This window comes from Pseudophaeobacter sp. A-200-2 (genome assembly GCF_041008815.1).
Lineage (GTDB): Bacteria > Pseudomonadota > Alphaproteobacteria > Rhodobacterales > Rhodobacteraceae > Phycobacter > Phycobacter gallaeciensis_A.
In genome coordinates this window covers 23,855-41,110 of record NZ_JAXGFU010000003.1, presented here as the reverse complement: position 1 = coordinate 41,110, position 17,256 = coordinate 23,855, and the positions used below count along the sequence as shown (strand labels likewise).

Here is a 17,256-nt window from a genome sequence, read left to right as displayed (position 1 = left end):
AGAGCCGCACCGCAAATGGCGGTGGCCGGGCCGAAGATATGTGCGCGAGCTGTCATGCGGCAAAGTTATACAGAGCGCGCCGCGAATGGAAAGAGCGAAAATAGCTCAGTGATCCTGACCATTTGGCGCTCGGCAGAGCGCTTTGGTGCGGGCAGATTTGATTTGTGGGAAATTCCTCCTAGCTGCGCCAGAGCCTTGGCGATGAGCCATAGGCAAAAGGTGCGGCAGAGGCAGGACACATGGCAAAACTCATCCTAATTCTTGGCGATCAACTGAGCCTGTCGCTGTCGGCGCTGCAGGTCGCGGACAAGGACACCGACATCATCGTCATGGCCGAGGTTGCCGAGGAAGGTACCTATGTGCGTCACCACCCCAAGAAGATCGCGCTGATTCTCGCGGCGATGCGGAAGTGTGCGGAGCAGTTGCGGGCAGAGGGCTGGACTGTCGCCTATACCCGGCTTGATGATGCGGAAAACACCGGCTCCATCGCGGAGGAAATCCTGCGCCGGGCGGCCCAGAGCGGCGCTGATGAGGTGATCGCCACAACGCCGGGGGAATGGCGGCTGATCCGGCATCTGCAGTCTCTGCCTTTGAAGGTCAGCCTCAGGCCGGATACGCGGTTCATTGCCACGCGGGCCGATTTCAACGACTGGGCCGAGGGGCGCAAGCAACTGCGCATGGAGTATTTCTATCGCAAGATGCGGCGCAAGACCGGAGTGCTGATGGAGGGTGACAACCCCGCTGGGGGCAAATGGAACTACGATCAGGAGAACCGCAAGGCACCGCCCAAGGACATAAAGACCCCTGGGCCCATGCAGTTCACCCCGGATGACGAGACGGAAGAGGTTCTGGACCTTGTCGAGCGGCGGTTTGGGGACCACTTCGGCGATCTGCGTCCGTTCCATTTCGCGGTCACCCGTGCCGATGCCCTGAGGGCAATGGCGCATTTCATCCGGCATGGCCTGCCGCTGTTCGGGGACTATCAGGATGCGATGATGACAGGGCAGAAATGGCTCTACCATTCGGTTCTGTCGCCTTATCTCAATATCGGCCTGTTGCATCCGATGGAACTGTGCGTCGCGGCCGAAGAGGCGTGGAAAGCAGGTGATGTGCCGCTTAACGCAGCTGAAGGGTTCATTCGGCAGATCCTCGGCTGGCGCGAATTCGTGCGTGGGATCTATTTCCTCGAAGGAGAGGACTATCCGCAGCGCAACGCGCTGGGCCATGATCGCGCGCTGCCGCCGCTTTACTGGGGCGCTGAGACGGGCATGCACTGCCTGTCACAGGCGGTTTCGCAGACCCGGGAAGAGGCCTATGCTCATCATATCCAGCGGCTGATGGTGACCGGCAATTTCGCGCTTCTGGCCGGGATTGATCCGCAGGCGGTGCACGAATGGTATCTGGCAGTCTATGCCGATGCTTTTGAGTGGGTCGAGGCGCCTAATACCGTCGGGATGAGCCAGTTTGCCGATGGCGGTATCGTGGGTTCCAAACCCTATGTCTCCAGCGGCGCCTATATCAACCGCATGTCGGACTACTGCAAATCCTGCGCCTATTCCGTCAGTCGCAAGGTGGGGGAGGGCGCCTGTCCGTTCAACCTGCTCTACTGGCATTTCCTCGACCGCCACCGGGAGCGGTTCTCGGCAAATCCGCGCATGGGCAACATGTACCGCAGCTGGGACCGGATGGATGCGGAGAAGCGCGCGCAGATTCTGGAAGAGGCTGACGCCTTTTTGGCCGGGCTTGAGGCGGGCGGTACGGTCTGACCCGAAGCGCGGACCGCCGCTGGATCAGTTGTCGGTGCTGGCGGCGTTGTCGTCCGCAGCGGCGTCCGTTTCAGTAGATTCGGTCACCAAGGCGCCATTCTGCCAGTCACCGTCGGTTTCCTGACCAGTGGCATAACGCATCTTGCCGGGGCCCTGCCGCTTGCCGTTGACGAAGCTGCCTTCGTAGACGTCGCCATTGGCATAGGTGGCAACACCTTCGCCGGTGATCTTACCTTCCTGCCAGTCGCCTTCGTAGACAAAGCCGCCGGGCATCTCGATCCGGCCCTTGCCGTGGCGCTGGCTGTTGGCAAATTGCCCGGTGTAGACCGATCCATCCGCATATGTGACCTTGGCCTGACCGTGGCGCTGCCCGTCCTGCCATTCACCTTCATAGCGGTATCCGCTGGCATAGGTCATCACGCCCTGACCGTGGTTGCGGGCGTTCTTGAAACCGCCGGTATAGGTCACGCCGTTAGGATAGGTGGCGGTGCCGGTGCCTTCGATCACTCCGGCGATCCAGTCGCCTTCATAGGTCGAGCCATCGGGATAGGTGATCTTACCTGTGCCATCAGCCAGATCATCGCGGAATTCCCCCACGTAAACCGAGCCGTCGGGATAGGTGACCTTGCCGGTGCCCTCGATCTGACCCGCCAGCCATTCGCCCTCGTAGACGTAGCCATCGGTCTTGGTGAAGGTACCGGTGCCATGGCGCAGGTCATCCTGGAATTCGCCGACATAGACGTCACCATTGGCATGGGTCTGTTTGCCGATACCCTGCCTGCGGCCGTTTTCCAGCGGTCCTTCGTAGACGTCGCCGTTGGGCTGGGTCAGCTTGCCGGTGCCGTGCATCTGGTTGCTGGCCCAGTCGCCTTCGTAGATCAGCCCGTCAGGCATGGTCAGCGTGCCGGTGCCATGCAGCAGACCATCGGCGATCCCACCTTCGTAGGTTGCGCCATCGGGGTATACGATCTTGCCTTCGCCTTCCTTGCGGCCCTCCACCCAGTCGCCAGCGTATTCATAACCGCCGGGATTGCGCATCACGCCCTTGCCATGGTGCTGGCCGTTGACAAAGCTGCCTTCGTAGCGCGCGCCATTGGCGTAGACCGCGATGCCCTGACCACTGATCAGACCATCGGTCCATTCGCCTTCATAGGTGCCGCCATCGGCAAAGGTGATCTTGCCGAGCCCCTCGGGTTTGCCCTTGGCGAACTCGCCTTCGTAGACGGCGCCATTTGGATAGCGCGCCACGCCCTGACCACGGATTTCGCCATCGACCCAGTTGCCGGAATACTCATAACCATTGGGCAGCCGGTAGGTGCCGGTGCCATGCTGCAGGCCGCCGCGAAAGGTGCCTTCGTATTCGCCGCCGATTTCATCCTGCGTGGTGAGGACCTGACCGTCCTGCGCCTGCAGGGGAGAGGCCAGCGCCATAGCTGCTGAAATCACGAATACGGAGCCGAAACGGGTCATGAAACTTCTGCCTGCCCTTTAGTTCTGCGCCGGACCAATGGGCCGGGCGCGGTGCCAGTCTGCGGATGGAACACCGCCTGATGTTGCATCTCAGCTGCGAAACTATGCGACAGGGCGGCCTGTCGCAATGTCTTTTGCGGCCTGCACTCTTTCCCTTGGCCGGGGATCTGGTAAACGGCTGAGAAGAAGTTTTGCGAAGGGCACGACCACCATGGCAGACCGTTTCCGTATCTCTCTGGCGCAGCTGAACCCGACGGTCGGCGATATTGCGGGCAATGCGGCCAAGGCCCACGCGGCCTGGGAGGAAGGTCGCAAGGCCGGTGCGCAGCTTGTGGCGCTGCCCGAAATGTTCCTGACCGGCTATAACACCCAGGATCTGGTGATGAAGCCGGTGTTCCACCGCGCCGCCATGGCGGCTGCCGAACAGCTTGCGCAGGATTGTGCCGACGGGCCCGCGCTGGCCATCGGCGCGCCCTGGGCCGAGGGTGGCAAGCTCTATAATGCCTATCTGATCCTCAAGGACGGGCGGATCGCATCGCGCATCCTGAAACACCACCTGCCCAATGAAACCGTCTTTGACGAGGTTCGTGTCTTTGATGCCGGGCCGCTGGGTGGGCCTTATGCGATTGACGATACCCGCATCGGCAGCCCGATCTGCGAGGATGGCTGGCACGAAGACGTGGCCGAGACGCTTGCAGAGACCGGCGCCGAGTTCCTGCTGATCCCGAACGGTTCGCCCTATTTCCGCGGCAAGATGGAGGTGCGCTATAACATGATGGTGGCGCGCTGCATCGAAACCCATCTGCCGGTCATCTACCTCAATATGGTTGGCGGGCAGGACGATCAGATCTTTGACGGTGGCAGTTTCGTGCTGAACCCTGGCGGCGCGCTGGCGCTGCAGATGCCGCTTTATGACGAGGCGGTGACCCAGCTGGATCTTGAACGCACCGACGAAGGCTGGCGCGCGGTCGAGGGCGAGAAAGCGCATTTCCCCGATGAATGGGAGCAGGACTACCGCGCCATGGTCGAATCCCTGCGCGATTACATGGCCAAAACCGGGTTCAAAAAGGCGCTTTTGGGTCTGTCCGGTGGGGTGGATTCGGCCATTGTCGCTGCCATTGCCGTCGATGCCATCGGGGCCGAAAATGTGCGCTGCGTGATGCTGCCCTCGGAATATACCAGCGCGGAATCCCTGGAAGATGCCGAAGCCGTCGCCAAGGCGCTGGGCGTGCATTACGACTATGTGCCGATCAGCGAAGGGCGGGCAGCCATCACCAACACGCTGGCGCCGCTGTTCGAAGGGCGCGATGCCGACATCACCGAGGAAAACATCCAGTCCCGCCTACGCGGTCTTCTGCTGATGGCCATGTCGAACAAGTTTGGTGAGATGCTGCTGACCACCGGCAACAAGTCCGAGGTCGCGGTGGGGTATGCCACGATCTATGGCGATATGAACGGCGGCTACAACCCGATCAAGGATCTCTACAAAACCCGCGTCTTTGAAACCTGCCGCTGGCGCAACGCCAATCACCGGCCCTGGATGATGGGCCCGGCGGGCGAGGTGATCCGCCCCAATGTCATCGACAAGCCTCCGTCAGCCGAGCTACGCGAGGATCAGAAAGACAGCGACAGCCTGCCCGATTATCCCGAGCTGGATGCGCTGCTCACCATCTTGGTGGACGAGGAAGGCTCGATCGCAGATTGCGTTGCTGCCGGGTTTGACCGCGATGTGGCGAAACGGGTGGAGCACTTGATTTATATAAGTGAATACAAGCGCTTCCAGTCCGCTCCGGGCACCCGCCTGACGCCGCGCGCCTTCTGGCTGGACCGGCGTTACCCGATTGCAAACCGCTGGCGCGATCCGGGCTGAACCGGCGTATTTGCCAGCAAGAGTGCGCGTCCAGGGGCAGGAAAACCATACCCCCGCGTGCCTGGGCTGACGCGAAAAAGCCACAGCTTGCACGGGGTGGATGAAAGAGCGCTCTTGCCCCATGGACCAGGGGCGCGGGGCACGGCATAGACCTCTTATGCCTGGACCTAAGCTGCCACATTTCCAAGCTGATCTTGCCCTGCCCAAACGTGTCGATGCAGTTGTCATCGGCGGGGGAATCATCGGCTCTACGACCGCTCTCGAATTGGCCGAGCGGGGATATTCCGTTCTTCTTTGTGAAAAGGGCCAGATTGGCGCCGAGCAAAGCTCGCGCAACTGGGGCTGGGTGCGCATCTCGCAGCGCGATCCACGCGAATTGCCCCTGATGGCCAAGGCGATGGAGATCTGGCCCGGTCTGGAGGCTCGCACAGGACATCCCACCGGCTATACCCGCTCCGGTATTCTGTTCACCGCCGAACGGGCGCGGGCCGCGGCCGAACTGGCCACCTGGGCAGAGCATCTGACCCCCTATGACATTCCGGCACAGATGGTGCGTGGAGAGCAACTGGCGGAGCTGATGCCGGGACACCAAACCGGCACCATCGCGGCGCTGCATACGCCCGAAGACGGCCGGGCCGAGCCGCAACTGGCCACCCATGCCATCGCCAGCGCCGCGCGGGCAGCCGGGGCCAAGGTGATGACCGAATGCGCTGTGCGCAGCGTCGAAACCGAGGCTGGACGTGTCAGCGGCGTGATGACCGAACGCGGCCGTGTCGGCTGTTCGGCCGTGGTGGTTGCGGGCGGCGCCTGGTCGCGGCTGTTCCTCGGCAATGCGGGTGTGGCGCTGCCACAGCTCAAGGTGCTGAATTCTGTGCTTAGAACCTCGGCGGTGCAGGGCGGTCCCGAGGCGGCCATGTGGGCCGCCGGATTTGCCATGCGCAAGCGCGCCGATGGTGGCTATTCCATCGCTGATGGCACCGAGAATGTTGTCGATATCGTGCCGGACAGCTTGCGGCTGGCGCTGAAGTTTTTCCCGGCCTTCTTGGAGGAGTGGCGATCCCTTCGGTTCCGCCTGTCCGACCGTTGGCGGATCGAGGCGGGGCAGGACCGGCGCTGGGCACCGGATCAGCGCACGCCGTTCGAAACCTGCCGGGTGCTGGATCCCGCGCCCTCGCAAAAGGCGATCCGCAACAGCTGGGCCGCGGCGCAAAAGGCCTTTCCTATCCTGCAGTCCGCCGATGTGGTGCAAAGCTGGGGCGGCATGATTGACGTGACCCCGGATGCCATTCCGGTAATTTCGCAGGTGGACGATCTGCCGGGGCTGTTCGTCTCGACCGGTTATTCCGGCCATGGGTTTGGCATTGGCCCTGCTGCTGGACGGTTGACCGCAGATCTGGTGACCGGTGATGCGCCCATCGTGGACCCGCGCGCCTTTGCGCTGAGCCGGTTCACGAAAAAGGCGCGGACAGCCGTGCCCGCGCCCGAGGTCATTGGCACCGCCCGCTAAGGCGCGCGGCGCAATTCTCAGCCCATCATCTGATAGCTGACCGGCACAAAACGGAATCCCTCGCCACGGGTTTCGACAAAACCGGCTGCCGGGAAGGGCATGTGATAGCCGATCATCGGCGTGCGCGTGGCGGACAGCATATCCAGAATACGGCGGCGCGATGCCGTGGCAGCAGCCTTGTCCATGTCAAAGCGGACCTCCCATTCCGGGTGGGCGAAGGACCAGACATAGTGGTTGGCCAGATCCGCTGTCAGCAGCAGCTGCTGATCGCCGCTGTCCAGCATATAGGTCATGTGACCGGGGGTATGGCCAAAGGCGGCCATCGCCGTGATACCAGAGGCTACTTCGCCGCCGTCCTCGACAAAGGTCATCTTTTCGGCCATCGGGGTCACCTTCTTTGAAACCAGATCGGCAACGCGGTTTTCGGCGTCCATCTTGGCCCAGAAATCATACTCGGTGCGCCCCGTCACATAGCGCGCATTGGCAAAGGTCGCGGCGCCGCTGGTGGTCATGCCGCCGATGTGGTCGGGGTGCATATGGGTGATGACGACCACATCGATCTGATCCGGGGTGACGCCTGCCTCGGCCAGGGCTTTCTGGATGCCGCCCTGACCAAGCCCGGTATCGAAGAGGATCTTCTCTTTGCCGGTATCGACAAGCGTGGGGGTGAAAAAGAACTGCGCCATCTCGGCGGGGATGAAGTTCTGGGCCGAGACTTCGGCGAATTCCTCGTCCGTTGCACCGCCGCCGAAAATTGCCTTGGCGCCGTCGCGGGGCAGGCTGCCGTCCAGCAGGGTCGTCACGGTGAAATCGCCCAGCTTGAAACTACGAGCGTGGGTGGCCGGTGCCATGGCCGCGTGGCCCTCTGCCAAGGCGGGCGTGACGGTCGCGGCCAGGGGGAGGGCGGTTGCGCCGGTCAGCACGCTGCGGCGGGACATCTTTACGGTCATATTCTGGTCTCCTCTGTGTTGGTTGGCACTTGTTATGCGGTCTTTGGGATCGAGATAGGGCTTTTTGGCGGGGGACAAGGTACGCGCAGCGCGAGGTCACGGGATCGTGTCGCTTTACGAGGGGGGCAGCGGGTAAATCTCCTCTGGGCCCCAGCAAAGACACCAATCCGAAAGGAGGGGGCGCTATGGGTGCCAAAACTGGACAAAACCCGTTCCATGTGAGATGGGGCACAGCAACAGGAGACCATTCATGACCACCACCCGTTTTGCTCCGTCGCCCACCGGCTATATCCATGTGGGCAACCTGCGCACCGCGCTGATGAATTACCTGATCGCCCGCAAGGCTGGCGGCACGTTCATCCTGCGCATCGACGACACCGACCCCGAGCGGTCGAAGGAAGAATATGTCGATGCGATCAAGCAGGATCTGGAGTGGCTGGGTCTTGGCTGGGACCGGATCGAACGCCAGTCCGAGCGGTTGGACCGCTACCATGAAGCGGCTGACAAGCTGCGCGAGATGGGCCGGTTCTACGAGGCCTTCGAGACGCCGACCGAATTGGACCTGAAGCGCAAGAAGCAGCTGAACATGGGCAAGCCGCCGGTCTATGACCGCGCTGCGCTGGAGCTGTCTGAAGATGAAAAAGCCGCCCTGCGCGCCGAGCGCGGCGATGGTGTGTGGCGGTTCAAGCTGGACCACCAGCGCATCGAATGGAACGATGGTATTCTTGGCGATATTTCGATCGACGCGGCCTCGGTTTCGGATCCGGTTCTGATCCGTGGCGACGGGCAGTTCCTGTATACGCTGGCCTCGGTCGTGGATGACACGGAATTTGGCGTCACTCACGTGGTGCGTGGATCGGATCACGTGACCAATACCGCGACCCAGATCCAGATCATCGAGGCGCTGGGTGGCAAGGTGCCGGAATTTGCCCATCACTCGCTGCTGACCGGCCCGCAGGGCGAGGCGCTGTCGAAACGTCTTGGCACGCTGGCGCTGCGCGATCTGCGCGAACAGGGCGTGCAGCCGATGGCGCTGCTGAGCCTGATGGCGCGGCTTGGCTCCTCTGACCCGGTCGAGTTGCGCAGCGAGATGGCCGAGCTGATCGAGGGCTTCGACATCAACCGTTTTGGCGCCGCGCCGACGAAATTCGACGTTGAGGATTTGTTCCCGCTCACCGGGCGCTATCTGCAGAGCCTGCCGCTGGAAGCCGTCCAGGAGCAGGTCGAGGCGCTGGGTGTTCCGGCGGAAAAACAGGCCGCCTTCTGGGATATGGCCAAGGAAAACATCACCACGCTGAAAGACCTTGAAGGCTGGTGGACGCTGTGCCGCGACGGGGCTGAGCCGCTGATCGCGGATGAAGACAAGGACTTCATTGCCGAGGCGATGGCGCTGCTTCCTGATGGCCCCTACGACTCAACCACCTGGGGCAGTTGGACCGCTGCGGTGAAAGAGGCGACTGGCCGCAAGGGCAAATCCCTCTTCATGCCGCTGCGCCACGCAGTCACGGGCATGGAACGCGGCCCCGATATGAGCGCTCTTCTGGCGCTGATGGAGAAGGTCCGCGCCAAGGGCTGAGCGGTTGGGGCGCGATCCGCGCCTGATTGACCAGAAAAGACGGTCCGGTTTCCGGGCCGTCTTTTCTTTGATGGCCATCTGCACGGGCGGATCTAGGGCTATGCTTTCAGCTCTTTGCCCATGTCGGTAGCGGAATTCGCCAGTTCCCTGTTCGGATGCGAGGAGAGGGCAGTCAGCGCTTGCTGCATCCATTTCATCACGAAAGGGTCCTCCTTGCCGCAATGGGCAATCGGGGCAAAGCTGCTGTCCAGCAAAAGCTTGGGCGATACTGGCACCATACTGACATGTTCAAATATGCAGTCATCCTCGGTCGGATCTTCGGGGAGGGTTTCCCACAGCAGGCGTTCCAGCCGTCCCATCACCTCAATCGCGGTGCCAGGGTCGTTGACCCCGGGTGACAGGGCCTTTTGCGCGGTCTCGGCCAGCAGCGTCAGGCCAAAAACCGGATCCTGATCGAAACTGCGTACATCGCCGATTTCAATGGCCTTTGCGGCTTCCTTGCAGAGGCTCTCATCGCCGCTTTCTGCCCAAGCGACAGGGCGGCCGCGCAGGACAAAATCACCCGGGGCGCGGTGCATGGTGATATGCGCGCCTGCCTCGGCGGCGATCTCGTTCAGACGCGCCATATCGGCAAAACGCACGAAACCACTGCGCCTGGCCGGAATGGGCAGGGCGCCCTCTGGCTGTTCATCGCTGTCAGCGGGTTTGCCCCCCAGGCAGGGGCGTTTTGCCTGCTGTTTCAGGCTGGTACGGCTACGGGTTTCAATGAGACGCAGGGTGTGGTCCATGCTGCCAAGTCCCGACAGGTGGTCGATCCACCGCAGGATGGCGATGACAATCAGCGCAACGACAAAGATGGTCATGGCAAAGACGACAATGGCGGATTCAGGCGCGTAGACCTTGGCCCGGAACAGGATGATCGCGCACAGCGAATAGACGAACCCGCCGACAAAAGTGGCAAGAACGCTTTGCGTTACCGTGTCTTCGAGCAGCAGTCGGTAGACCCGCGGCGTAGACATCGAAGAGGCGGTCCGGTAGGCGCTGACCATGACGTTGAGCGAAAAGGTCGTTACCGCCAGCATGCCAGAGGCAAGAATGGTCAGGATCGGCAGGACTGCGTCACGCCCGAACCGGTTGCTCAGCCCCTCAGGCAGCATGGGGGTCAGAAGCGGCGCCAATGCCAGAGCGAGCACGGAGCAGAGCGAGATCAGAACCACCCTCAGCCACAGCTGGCGCGTCAGGCGCTGGAAATAGAGCAGTGTTTTCGAGATCATGACGCGGGGCGCAGTCTGCGGGCGCCGGTTGATGCGATCAGATCGTCAAACAGGCTGCGTTCTTGCGCGGTGGTGGGTTGGTGGCGCGGATAACGGGGCGCGTCGCGGTCATCCAGAATAGGCGCGTCCCAGCCATCGGTGGTCGCGACAAAGTCGATTACGCCTTCGCGGCCAAAGACCTGCATGTATCCCTGAAGCACCACGTCAAGATAGCTCAGCAGGATCGGATGGCGGTTCGACCCCGGTGCTTGGCGCTCAGCCGGAACCGCGTAGACCGAAATTTCCGGCGCGCCGGGCAGGTCGTGGCCCACCGCTTGCGAAGCGAGAACCCGGTCATAGGCGTACTCGCGTTCATCAAGCGCCGCCCAATCCGCACCGGGAACAGCAGCGATCAGCCCGTCGATGGTATCGCCCGGCGCCGGTTTGGCGGTCAGAAAGGCCACGTCGCGCAGATCGGTATGTGCCCAGGTGCGGCGCCAGCCACTCAGCCGGGCAGGGCGCGGATCGCTGTAATCGTGGGTCGCCGTGTTCACGAGGCTGCCATATCCAAAGAAATACGGAGCGGTCTGGGTCATCTCGGGTCCTCCTTGCCATTTGATCTATGTCAAATCGGGCGCTGAAAAAATATATACTGTAATCTGCATGTTTTGAGGGGTGCAGAACGATGCGAATTACAAAGAGGACGAATATTGCCGTCCGGTTGCTGATGTACTGTGCGGCCAATGCTGACCGGTTGGTGACCAAATCAGAGATCGCAGAGTCCTGCAATATATCAGAAAATCATTTGGCGCAGGTGATCAATCAGCTGAGCCAGCTTGGCTACCTGCACACCCAGCGGGGCCGCAATGGCGGTATGAGCCTGGGGCGAACCGCCACTGAGATCCGGATCGGTGACGTGTTTCGTCATATCGAAGGCGATCTGCCGATGGTGGAATGTTTTGCTGACGCCGATAACACCTGTCCCTTGGTCGATGCCTGTCGGCTGCGGCTGGCCCTTTCGGATGCGGCGCAGGCTTTTTACGAATCCCTCGACAACGTCTCATTGGATTCTCTGATCTGCGACAATCCGGATCTGATGCGCTTGCTGCAACCAGCTACCTGCACCCGGTGATCGCAGTTGCCGCCCCGTTGTCGGGGCAGCTGATCAATCGCGGGCGCGCAGAATGCGGGCCGGACGGGCTGCCAGCGGACGCAAGGCGAAGGCAAGACCGGCCAGCAGTGTTGTCAGGATCCCGCCGCCGACCACGGCCAGCGCATTCGGCCAGATGATGCTGTAGCTGGTTTCAAACACATAGGAATTCACTGCCCAGGCTCCGGCGATACCTGCCGCCAGCGCCACCATGCCCGCGCCTGCGCCCAGAATGATGGAGCGCAACGCAAAGCTTTTCAGGATCTGCGCGCGTGGTGCCCCGAGTGTTTTCAGCAAAGCAGCCTCGTAGCGGCGGGCGGGTTCTCCGGCGGCTGCGGTGCCAAGCAGCACCAGGAACCCGGTCAGCAGAGTTGCCGCCGCCCCGTATGAAGTCGCCGCTGCCAGCTGGCGCAGGATGTCGGACACCCGGTCCACCGCATCGCGCACCCGGATCGCGGTGATATTCGGCATTTCCTGGGCCAGATCCCGCAGGATCTGCGCCTCGGCCTGCTCCTCGGCATAGACGGTGGCGATATAGCTGTGCGGCGCAGCGGCCAGCGCGGATTCGTTCATGGCAATCACGAAACCCATCCCTGCGGTGGAAAAATCGACCGAACGGAAACTGGTGACCGTGGCGGTGATGTCGCGGCCCAGTACATTCACCGTCATGGTGTCACCGATGGCAATGCCCAGCTCTCCAGCCTCTTCTTCGGCCAGGCTGATCTGTGGCGGGCCGCTGTAGTCTTCGCCCCACCATTCCCCCGCAGTGACTTGGGTATTTTCGGGTTTGGCGCCTGCGTAGGTGAGGCCACGGTCGCCGCGCACCACCCAGTGATCTCCGGCGACTTCGCTGGCGGGCTGACCGTTGATGCCAGTCACGACCCCGCGCAGCATCGGCGCGCTTTCGATACGGCTGACGGCGGGGTCACCTTCGACCCGATCCAGAAAGGCGGGCATCTGATCGCGCTGGATGTCGACGAAGAAATAGGAGGGCGCGACATCTGGCAGGGTGCCGGTGATGGCGCGGCGCATATTGCCGTCGATCTGCCCGATGGCGGCCAGAACGGTCAGCCCCAGCCCCAGCGCCAGAACGGCTGGAACCGCGCCATCGCGGGAAGTGCCAATCGCCGCTAGCGCCCATCGCAGGGCCGGGCGTCCACGGGCAATGCGCGCGGCGCGCCGGGCCAGACCGCCAAGGATCAGCGCAGCCACCATCAGAACGGCCAGCGCCCCGCCCAGGCCGCCAGCAGTCCAGAGCGTCAGCCGCACTGATCCGCTGAACAGGGCCGCCGCCGCCACCAGCAGCGCCAGTGCCAGCGCGGTTGCGAGCACATAACGGGGCGCGGGCAGGCTGCTGCCACCGGCAAAGGCATCGCGGAACAGCGCCGCTGCGCGGATCCGCTCGGCCCGGGCCAGCGGCCAGAGCGCAAAGATGAAGGCGGTCAGCAGACCATAAAGCGCCGCCTCGGCCAGCGCGCCGGGGTAGACTGAGAAGATCGCGGGAAATGGCAGCTGCGCGGCGATCAGCGGCCCCACCAGAACCGGTCCAAGCCCGCCGATCGCCATGCCCATGGCAATGCCCAAGAGCGCCAGCACCCCGATTTGCAGGAAATAGGTGAGAAAGATCACCTGCCGCCCGGCGCCAAGGGTGCGCAGGGTGGCAATGGTTTCGGTCTTGCCTGCCAGAAAGGCACGTACGGCGGCCGAAACGCCGACACCGCCCACCGCGAGACCGGAGAGGCCGACCAGCACCAGGAACCCGCCCAGCCGCTCTACAAAGGAGGTGATGCCCGGGGCACCATTGCGGGCATCGCGCCAGCGCATGCCGGAATTGGCAAACCGCTCCTCGGCGGCAGCTTGCAGCTGTTCAAGGTTTGCACCGGGGGGCAGATCAAGCCGGTATTTCGAGGAGTAAAGCGTTCCCGGCTCTAGCAAGCCCGACTGCGCCAGCGCGTCAGTGGCAACAATGGTGCGGGGACCAAGGGTGAAGCCGGATGCCGCCGCATCCGGTTCGTTTTCGATAATGGCCGCGAGGCGCAGATGCTGGGTGCCAAGACGGAAGACATCCCCGGGCGCAAGGCCCAGACGGTCCGCCAGGACCCGCTCCATCAGACCGCCGGGCACCCCGTTCGATCCCGCCAGCGCGTCTTCCAGCGGAATGTCGGGCGACAGGCGCAGGGTCCCCGTCAGCGGGTAAAGCCCATCGACCGCCTTCACCTGTGTCAGCGCGCGTTCCTCGCCCACTACTGCCATGGAGCGGAAGTCGGCAATTTCCGAACTGCGCTCGGCGATAGAGGCCATCCAGGCGCGCTCTTCCTCGTTGGCAAAGCGGTAGGTAAAGGACATCTCCGCATCGCCGCCCAGCATGGTGGCACCCTCGCGGGTTAGCCCGGCCTCGATCGAGGCGCGTATCGAACCGATGGCGGCGATCACCCCGACGCCCAGCGCAAGGCAGGCCAGGAAAATGCGAAATCCCTTCAGCCCGCTGCGCAACTCACGCAGGGCAAAACGCCAGGCGAGGCGAAGATCTGGAAACTTCATTCCGCGGCCTCGTGCGCGGCCCGATCATCCAGCAGATGCCCATCGCGCAGTCGCACGACCCGGTCGCAGCGGGCGGCGAGTTCCGGCGCATGGGTGACCATGATCAGCGTGGCGCCATAACGGTCGCGCAGGCCAAATAGCAGATCCATCACGGCGGCGCCGTTGGCCTCGTCCAGATTGCCGGTGGGTTCATCCGCCAGCAGGATCGCCGGGCGCGGCGCCAGCGCGCGGGCCAGCGCCACCCGCTGTTGTTCACCGCCGGACAGCTGTGCCGGGTAGTGGCCTGAACGGTGGCCAAGACCGACAGCGTCGAGCTCCGCCTGCGCGCGTTCAAAGGCATCCGTAACCCCGGCCAGCTCAAGCGGGGTCGCCACGTTTTCCAGCGCTGTCATCGCTGGGATCAGATGAAAGTTCTGAAAGACCACCCCCATGTGATCGCGGCGGAAATGGGCCAGTGCGTCTTCGTTCATCGCGGTCAGATCCTGCCCCAGTGCCGTAATTGTACCACCGGTGGCTTGTTCAAGCCCGCCCATCAGCATCAAGAGCGAGGATTTCCCCGATCCCGAGGCGCCGATCATGCCCAGTGTCTCGCCCTTGTGCACATCCAGGGTGATGTCCTGCAAAATACGGACGGGACCGGTATTGCCATTCAGGGTCAAAGACGCATCTTTGAGGTGAAGAACGGGGCGGTTTTGATCTGTCATAAAGGCGGCCTGTTGAATGTGTTCTTTCGGATATGGAGCGATTGTGACAATGCGCAAGGTATGGGTGATAATCGGATTTCTGATCAGTGTCTCTGCGGCCTGGGCCGAACCGGTGCGGATCACGGCGTTTGGCGACAGTCTGGTGCAGGGATATGGCCTGCCACAGGGGGATGGATTCGTGCCCCAGCTGGAACACTGGCTGCAGGCGCACGGCGCCGAGGTCGAGATCACCAACGCGGGCGTCTCGGGCGACACGAGCGCGGGTGGGGCAGCGCGGATCGACTGGACGCTGGCGGATGACCCCGACGCTCTGATCGTCCTTCTGGGCGGCAACGATCTGCTGCGCGGCCTGTCGGCCGAGGAAATGCGCGCCAATTTGAGCAAGATCCTGAGCGCCGCAGAACAGGCCGACACCGAGGTCCTGCTGGTCGGCATGCGGGCGCCCAATAACTATGGACCCGATTATCGGGCCGCGTTCAACGCTGTGTACCCGGATCTGGCCAAGGAGTTCGGCGCCCTGCTGCACCCGGATGCCTTCGCCGGGATTTTTGAACGTGTCGGAGGGGATCCCGCCAAGGCGCAAGAATTCATGCAGGACGACGATATCCACCCAAATGCCGAAGGCGTTCGGGAAAATATCGAGGCGCTAGGTCCGGTCGCGCTGCAACTCGTGGCACGGGTTTCGGGCTGAGCCGCCCCTTAACACTGCAGCAAGAACGACCGAGAAAGCAGCTCCCAAGCAGGGAGCTGCAGCATCGTAGCGCTGGTCCGGAGGAATTACCCGGAAGTCAGAGCAGTTGCAGATCCACGGCCGACTCGCGGCCATCACGGCCCGGTTGCAGCTCGTAGGATACTTTTTGGTTGTCTGCGAGGCCGGTCAGGCCCGAGCGTTCAACCGCTGAAATGTGAACAAATACGTCTTTGCCGCCCGCATCGGGGGCAATAAATCCATAGCCTTTGGTTGTGTTGAACCATTTGACGGTGCCTGTGGCCATCGTCTGTACTCCTAAAGTCTAGTCTCAGTCTAACCGCCGGTGCGGTCAGGCGGCCGCATCAGCAGATGGTCACGACCGTGCCTGTAAGGCGTACAGTAATGTCATTCGCGTAACGTCGCAGTAACAGCATTGGCCATCCTGCCCCCATCACGCAAGAAAAACGCGCGCCTTATCTTGGTGGGGATTTTTGCTGTGTGGCTAAAATGCGCCTGTTGCGATGCCCGCAGCGCCTAAAGAACGGTCACGACGGTGCCCAGCGGAACCCGTTCATAAAGGTCCACCACATGTTCGTTCAGCATGCGGATGCAACCGTTGGACACCGAATGCCCGATGGTGTCCGGCTGGTTGGTGCCATGGATGCGGAAATAGGTGTCGATGCCGTTCTGAAACAGGTAAAGAGCCCGCGCGCCCAATGGGTTATCGGGGCCGCCCGGCTGAATGTACTTGTTGCCTGCAAACCGGCTGTAGGTGCGCGGGCTGCGCTCGATCATTTCCTGCGTCGGCCGCCAGGTGGGCCATTCCTTCTTGGCCTCGATCACCGCGCTGCCGGTGAATTCCAGGCCCGCCCGGCCAACCCCGACCCCATAACGGATCGCCTTGCGGGGCTCTGTCACGAAATAGAGGTAATAGGACCGGGGCAGGACCAGAATTTGCCCGGGGGCGAATTCTTTCTTGATTCTCACGACCTGAGGAGTCGGATCGAAAGCACCCTCAGCAGCGGCAAAACCAGGAAGGGTCGCGGCGAGGACGGAACTGGCGAGAAACAGGCGGCGTGAAATCATATCGGCCTCATTTACTATGGAACGTTACAGATCAATATTTTGATCTGGTGCTGAATTTGCGTCAATGGGGGCGGGAAGCATGCAGTCAGAGGTGTGATCACAATGACCTGAGGCGGTGATTGACAGTGCATGTGCGCCTCTTGCTGGGGACGGTTTCATTCCTATATGGAATTTTGAATATTTTAGCAGAGGCGCAGCGCCCTCTGCGCCAGACCCCTTTTGAGGAGGATCCTGTCATGGGAGCCAAAACCCTGACCTGCCTGTCCTGCGCCCAGCTGAATCGGGTGCCCGAGGAGAAACTGACCGCAGGCGCCAAGTGCGGCACCTGTGGCGCGGCTCTGATCCCGGATGCGCCGCTGGATATCGATCCGGCCATTCTGCAAAAGGCAGCCAAGAATGATGACCTGCCGCTGGTGGTGGATTTCTGGGCGCCCTGGTGCGGCCCCTGCCGGATGATGGCGCCGGAGTTCTCCAAGGCGTCGAAGAAGCTGGCGGGCAAGGCGCGGCTGGTGAAGCTCAACACCCAGGACCACCAGTCCACCGGGGCGCGTTATCGGATTCGCGGTATTCCGACCATGGTCGCCTTTGAGCGCGGCCGCGAGAGCAAGCGCCAGTCAGGCGCGCTGAGCGAAGGTCAGATTGTGGGATGGGTGCAAAGCCCGGCGTAACGGTCGCCCAAGCGGGCTGCGTTC

General features: G+C 62.3%; 15 protein-coding genes. 7 read left to right on the top strand and 8 right to left on the bottom strand.

Annotated elements, in window-relative coordinates; genetic code table 11:
- The first annotated feature begins 239 nt into the window (after positions 1–239).
- On the top strand, positions 240–1,766 hold the full coding sequence (locus tag SM766_RS05090) for a cryptochrome/photolyase family protein (RefSeq protein WP_368947138.1): 1,527 nt from the start codon (positions 240–242) through the stop codon (positions 1,764–1,766).
- Positions 1,767–1,790: 24 nt separating this feature from the next.
- Here SM766_RS05090 and SM766_RS05085 read toward each other — a convergent pair whose 3' ends face one another.
- Positions 1,791–3,236 (bottom strand): 2-isopropylmalate synthase, encoded by a 1,446-nt coding sequence (locus SM766_RS05085; RefSeq protein ID WP_368947137.1) that lies wholly within the window; start codon positions 3,234–3,236, stop codon positions 1,791–1,793.
- Positions 3,237–3,447: 211 nt separating this feature from the next.
- On the opposite strand from SM766_RS05085, the gene SM766_RS05080 reads away from it, so the two are divergent.
- Together SM766_RS05080 and SM766_RS05075 are read left to right on the top strand one after the other, a co-directional pair.
- Entirely contained in the window at positions 3,448–5,106 is a 1,659-nt protein-coding gene (locus SM766_RS05080; RefSeq protein ID WP_274836371.1) for an NAD+ synthase, read from the top strand.
- Between the two features lie 157 nt (positions 5,107–5,263).
- Positions 5,264–6,613, top strand: a complete 1,350-nt coding sequence (locus SM766_RS05075; protein ID WP_368947136.1) for an NAD(P)/FAD-dependent oxidoreductase — start codon at positions 5,264–5,266, stop codon at positions 6,611–6,613.
- Positions 6,614–6,630: 17 nt separating this feature from the next.
- Here SM766_RS05075 and SM766_RS05070 read toward each other — a convergent pair whose 3' ends face one another.
- Positions 6,631–7,563 carry an MBL fold metallo-hydrolase gene (locus tag SM766_RS05070; protein WP_274867098.1) on the bottom strand — a complete coding sequence of 311 codons (933 nt, stop codon included), beginning with the start codon at positions 7,561–7,563 and terminating at the stop codon, positions 6,631–6,633.
- A 250-nt stretch (positions 7,564–7,813) separates the two neighbouring features.
- Between SM766_RS05070 and gltX the strand changes: the two genes are divergently transcribed.
- Entirely contained in the window at positions 7,814–9,139 is a 1,326-nt protein-coding gene (gene gltX, locus SM766_RS05065; RefSeq protein WP_274831243.1) for a glutamate--tRNA ligase, read from the top strand.
- Positions 9,140–9,237: 98 nt separating this feature from the next.
- Here gltX and SM766_RS05060 read toward each other — a convergent pair whose 3' ends face one another.
- Positions 9,238–10,413: a DUF2254 domain-containing protein gene (locus SM766_RS05060; RefSeq protein WP_368947135.1), complete on the bottom strand. Its 1,176-nt coding sequence runs from the start codon at positions 10,411–10,413 to the stop codon at positions 9,238–9,240.
- Complete coding sequence (locus SM766_RS05055; RefSeq protein ID WP_065272773.1) at positions 10,410–10,988, bottom strand: gamma-glutamylcyclotransferase family protein; 579 nt, start codon at positions 10,986–10,988, stop codon at positions 10,410–10,412. Before SM766_RS05055 ends, SM766_RS05060 begins: the two co-directional genes overlap by 4 nt.
- 89 nt (positions 10,989–11,077) lie before the next feature.
- Between SM766_RS05055 and SM766_RS05050 the strand changes: the two genes are divergently transcribed.
- Positions 11,078–11,524: an RrF2 family transcriptional regulator gene (locus tag SM766_RS05050; protein ID WP_065272774.1), complete on the top strand. Its 447-nt coding sequence runs from the start codon at positions 11,078–11,080 to the stop codon at positions 11,522–11,524.
- Positions 11,525–11,557: 33 nt separating this feature from the next.
- On the opposite strand, the gene SM766_RS05045 is transcribed toward SM766_RS05050, so the two are convergent.
- Positions 11,558–14,083: an ABC transporter permease gene (locus SM766_RS05045; RefSeq protein ID WP_368947134.1), complete on the bottom strand. Its 2,526-nt coding sequence runs from the start codon at positions 14,081–14,083 to the stop codon at positions 11,558–11,560.
- Positions 14,080–14,787: an ABC transporter ATP-binding protein gene (locus SM766_RS05040; RefSeq protein ID WP_065272776.1), complete on the bottom strand. Its 708-nt coding sequence runs from the start codon at positions 14,785–14,787 to the stop codon at positions 14,080–14,082. Before SM766_RS05040 ends, SM766_RS05045 begins: the two co-directional genes overlap by 4 nt.
- Positions 14,788–14,836: 49 nt before the next feature.
- Here SM766_RS05040 and SM766_RS05035 point away from each other — a divergent pair, with 49 nt between their 5' ends.
- Entirely contained in the window at positions 14,837–15,478 is a 642-nt protein-coding gene (locus SM766_RS05035; protein WP_274827810.1) for an arylesterase, read from the top strand.
- Positions 15,479–15,575: 97 nt separating this feature from the next.
- Here the strand turns inward: SM766_RS05035 and SM766_RS05030 are convergent, their stop codons facing one another.
- Positions 15,576–15,782, bottom strand: coding sequence for a cold-shock protein (locus tag SM766_RS05030; protein ID WP_065272777.1), 207 nt, complete (start codon positions 15,780–15,782; stop codon positions 15,576–15,578).
- 230 nt (positions 15,783–16,012) lie between these two features.
- A complete protein-coding gene (locus tag SM766_RS05025) occupies positions 16,013–16,564 on the bottom strand; it encodes a L,D-transpeptidase (RefSeq protein ID WP_368947133.1) in 552 nt (183 codons plus the stop codon).
- Positions 16,565–16,800: 236 nt separating this feature from the next.
- Between SM766_RS05025 and trxC the strand changes: the two genes are divergently transcribed.
- Positions 16,801–17,232, top strand: coding sequence for a thioredoxin TrxC (trxC, locus tag SM766_RS05020; protein WP_274831238.1), 432 nt, complete (start codon positions 16,801–16,803; stop codon positions 17,230–17,232).
- Positions 17,233–17,256 lie beyond the last annotated feature (24 nt).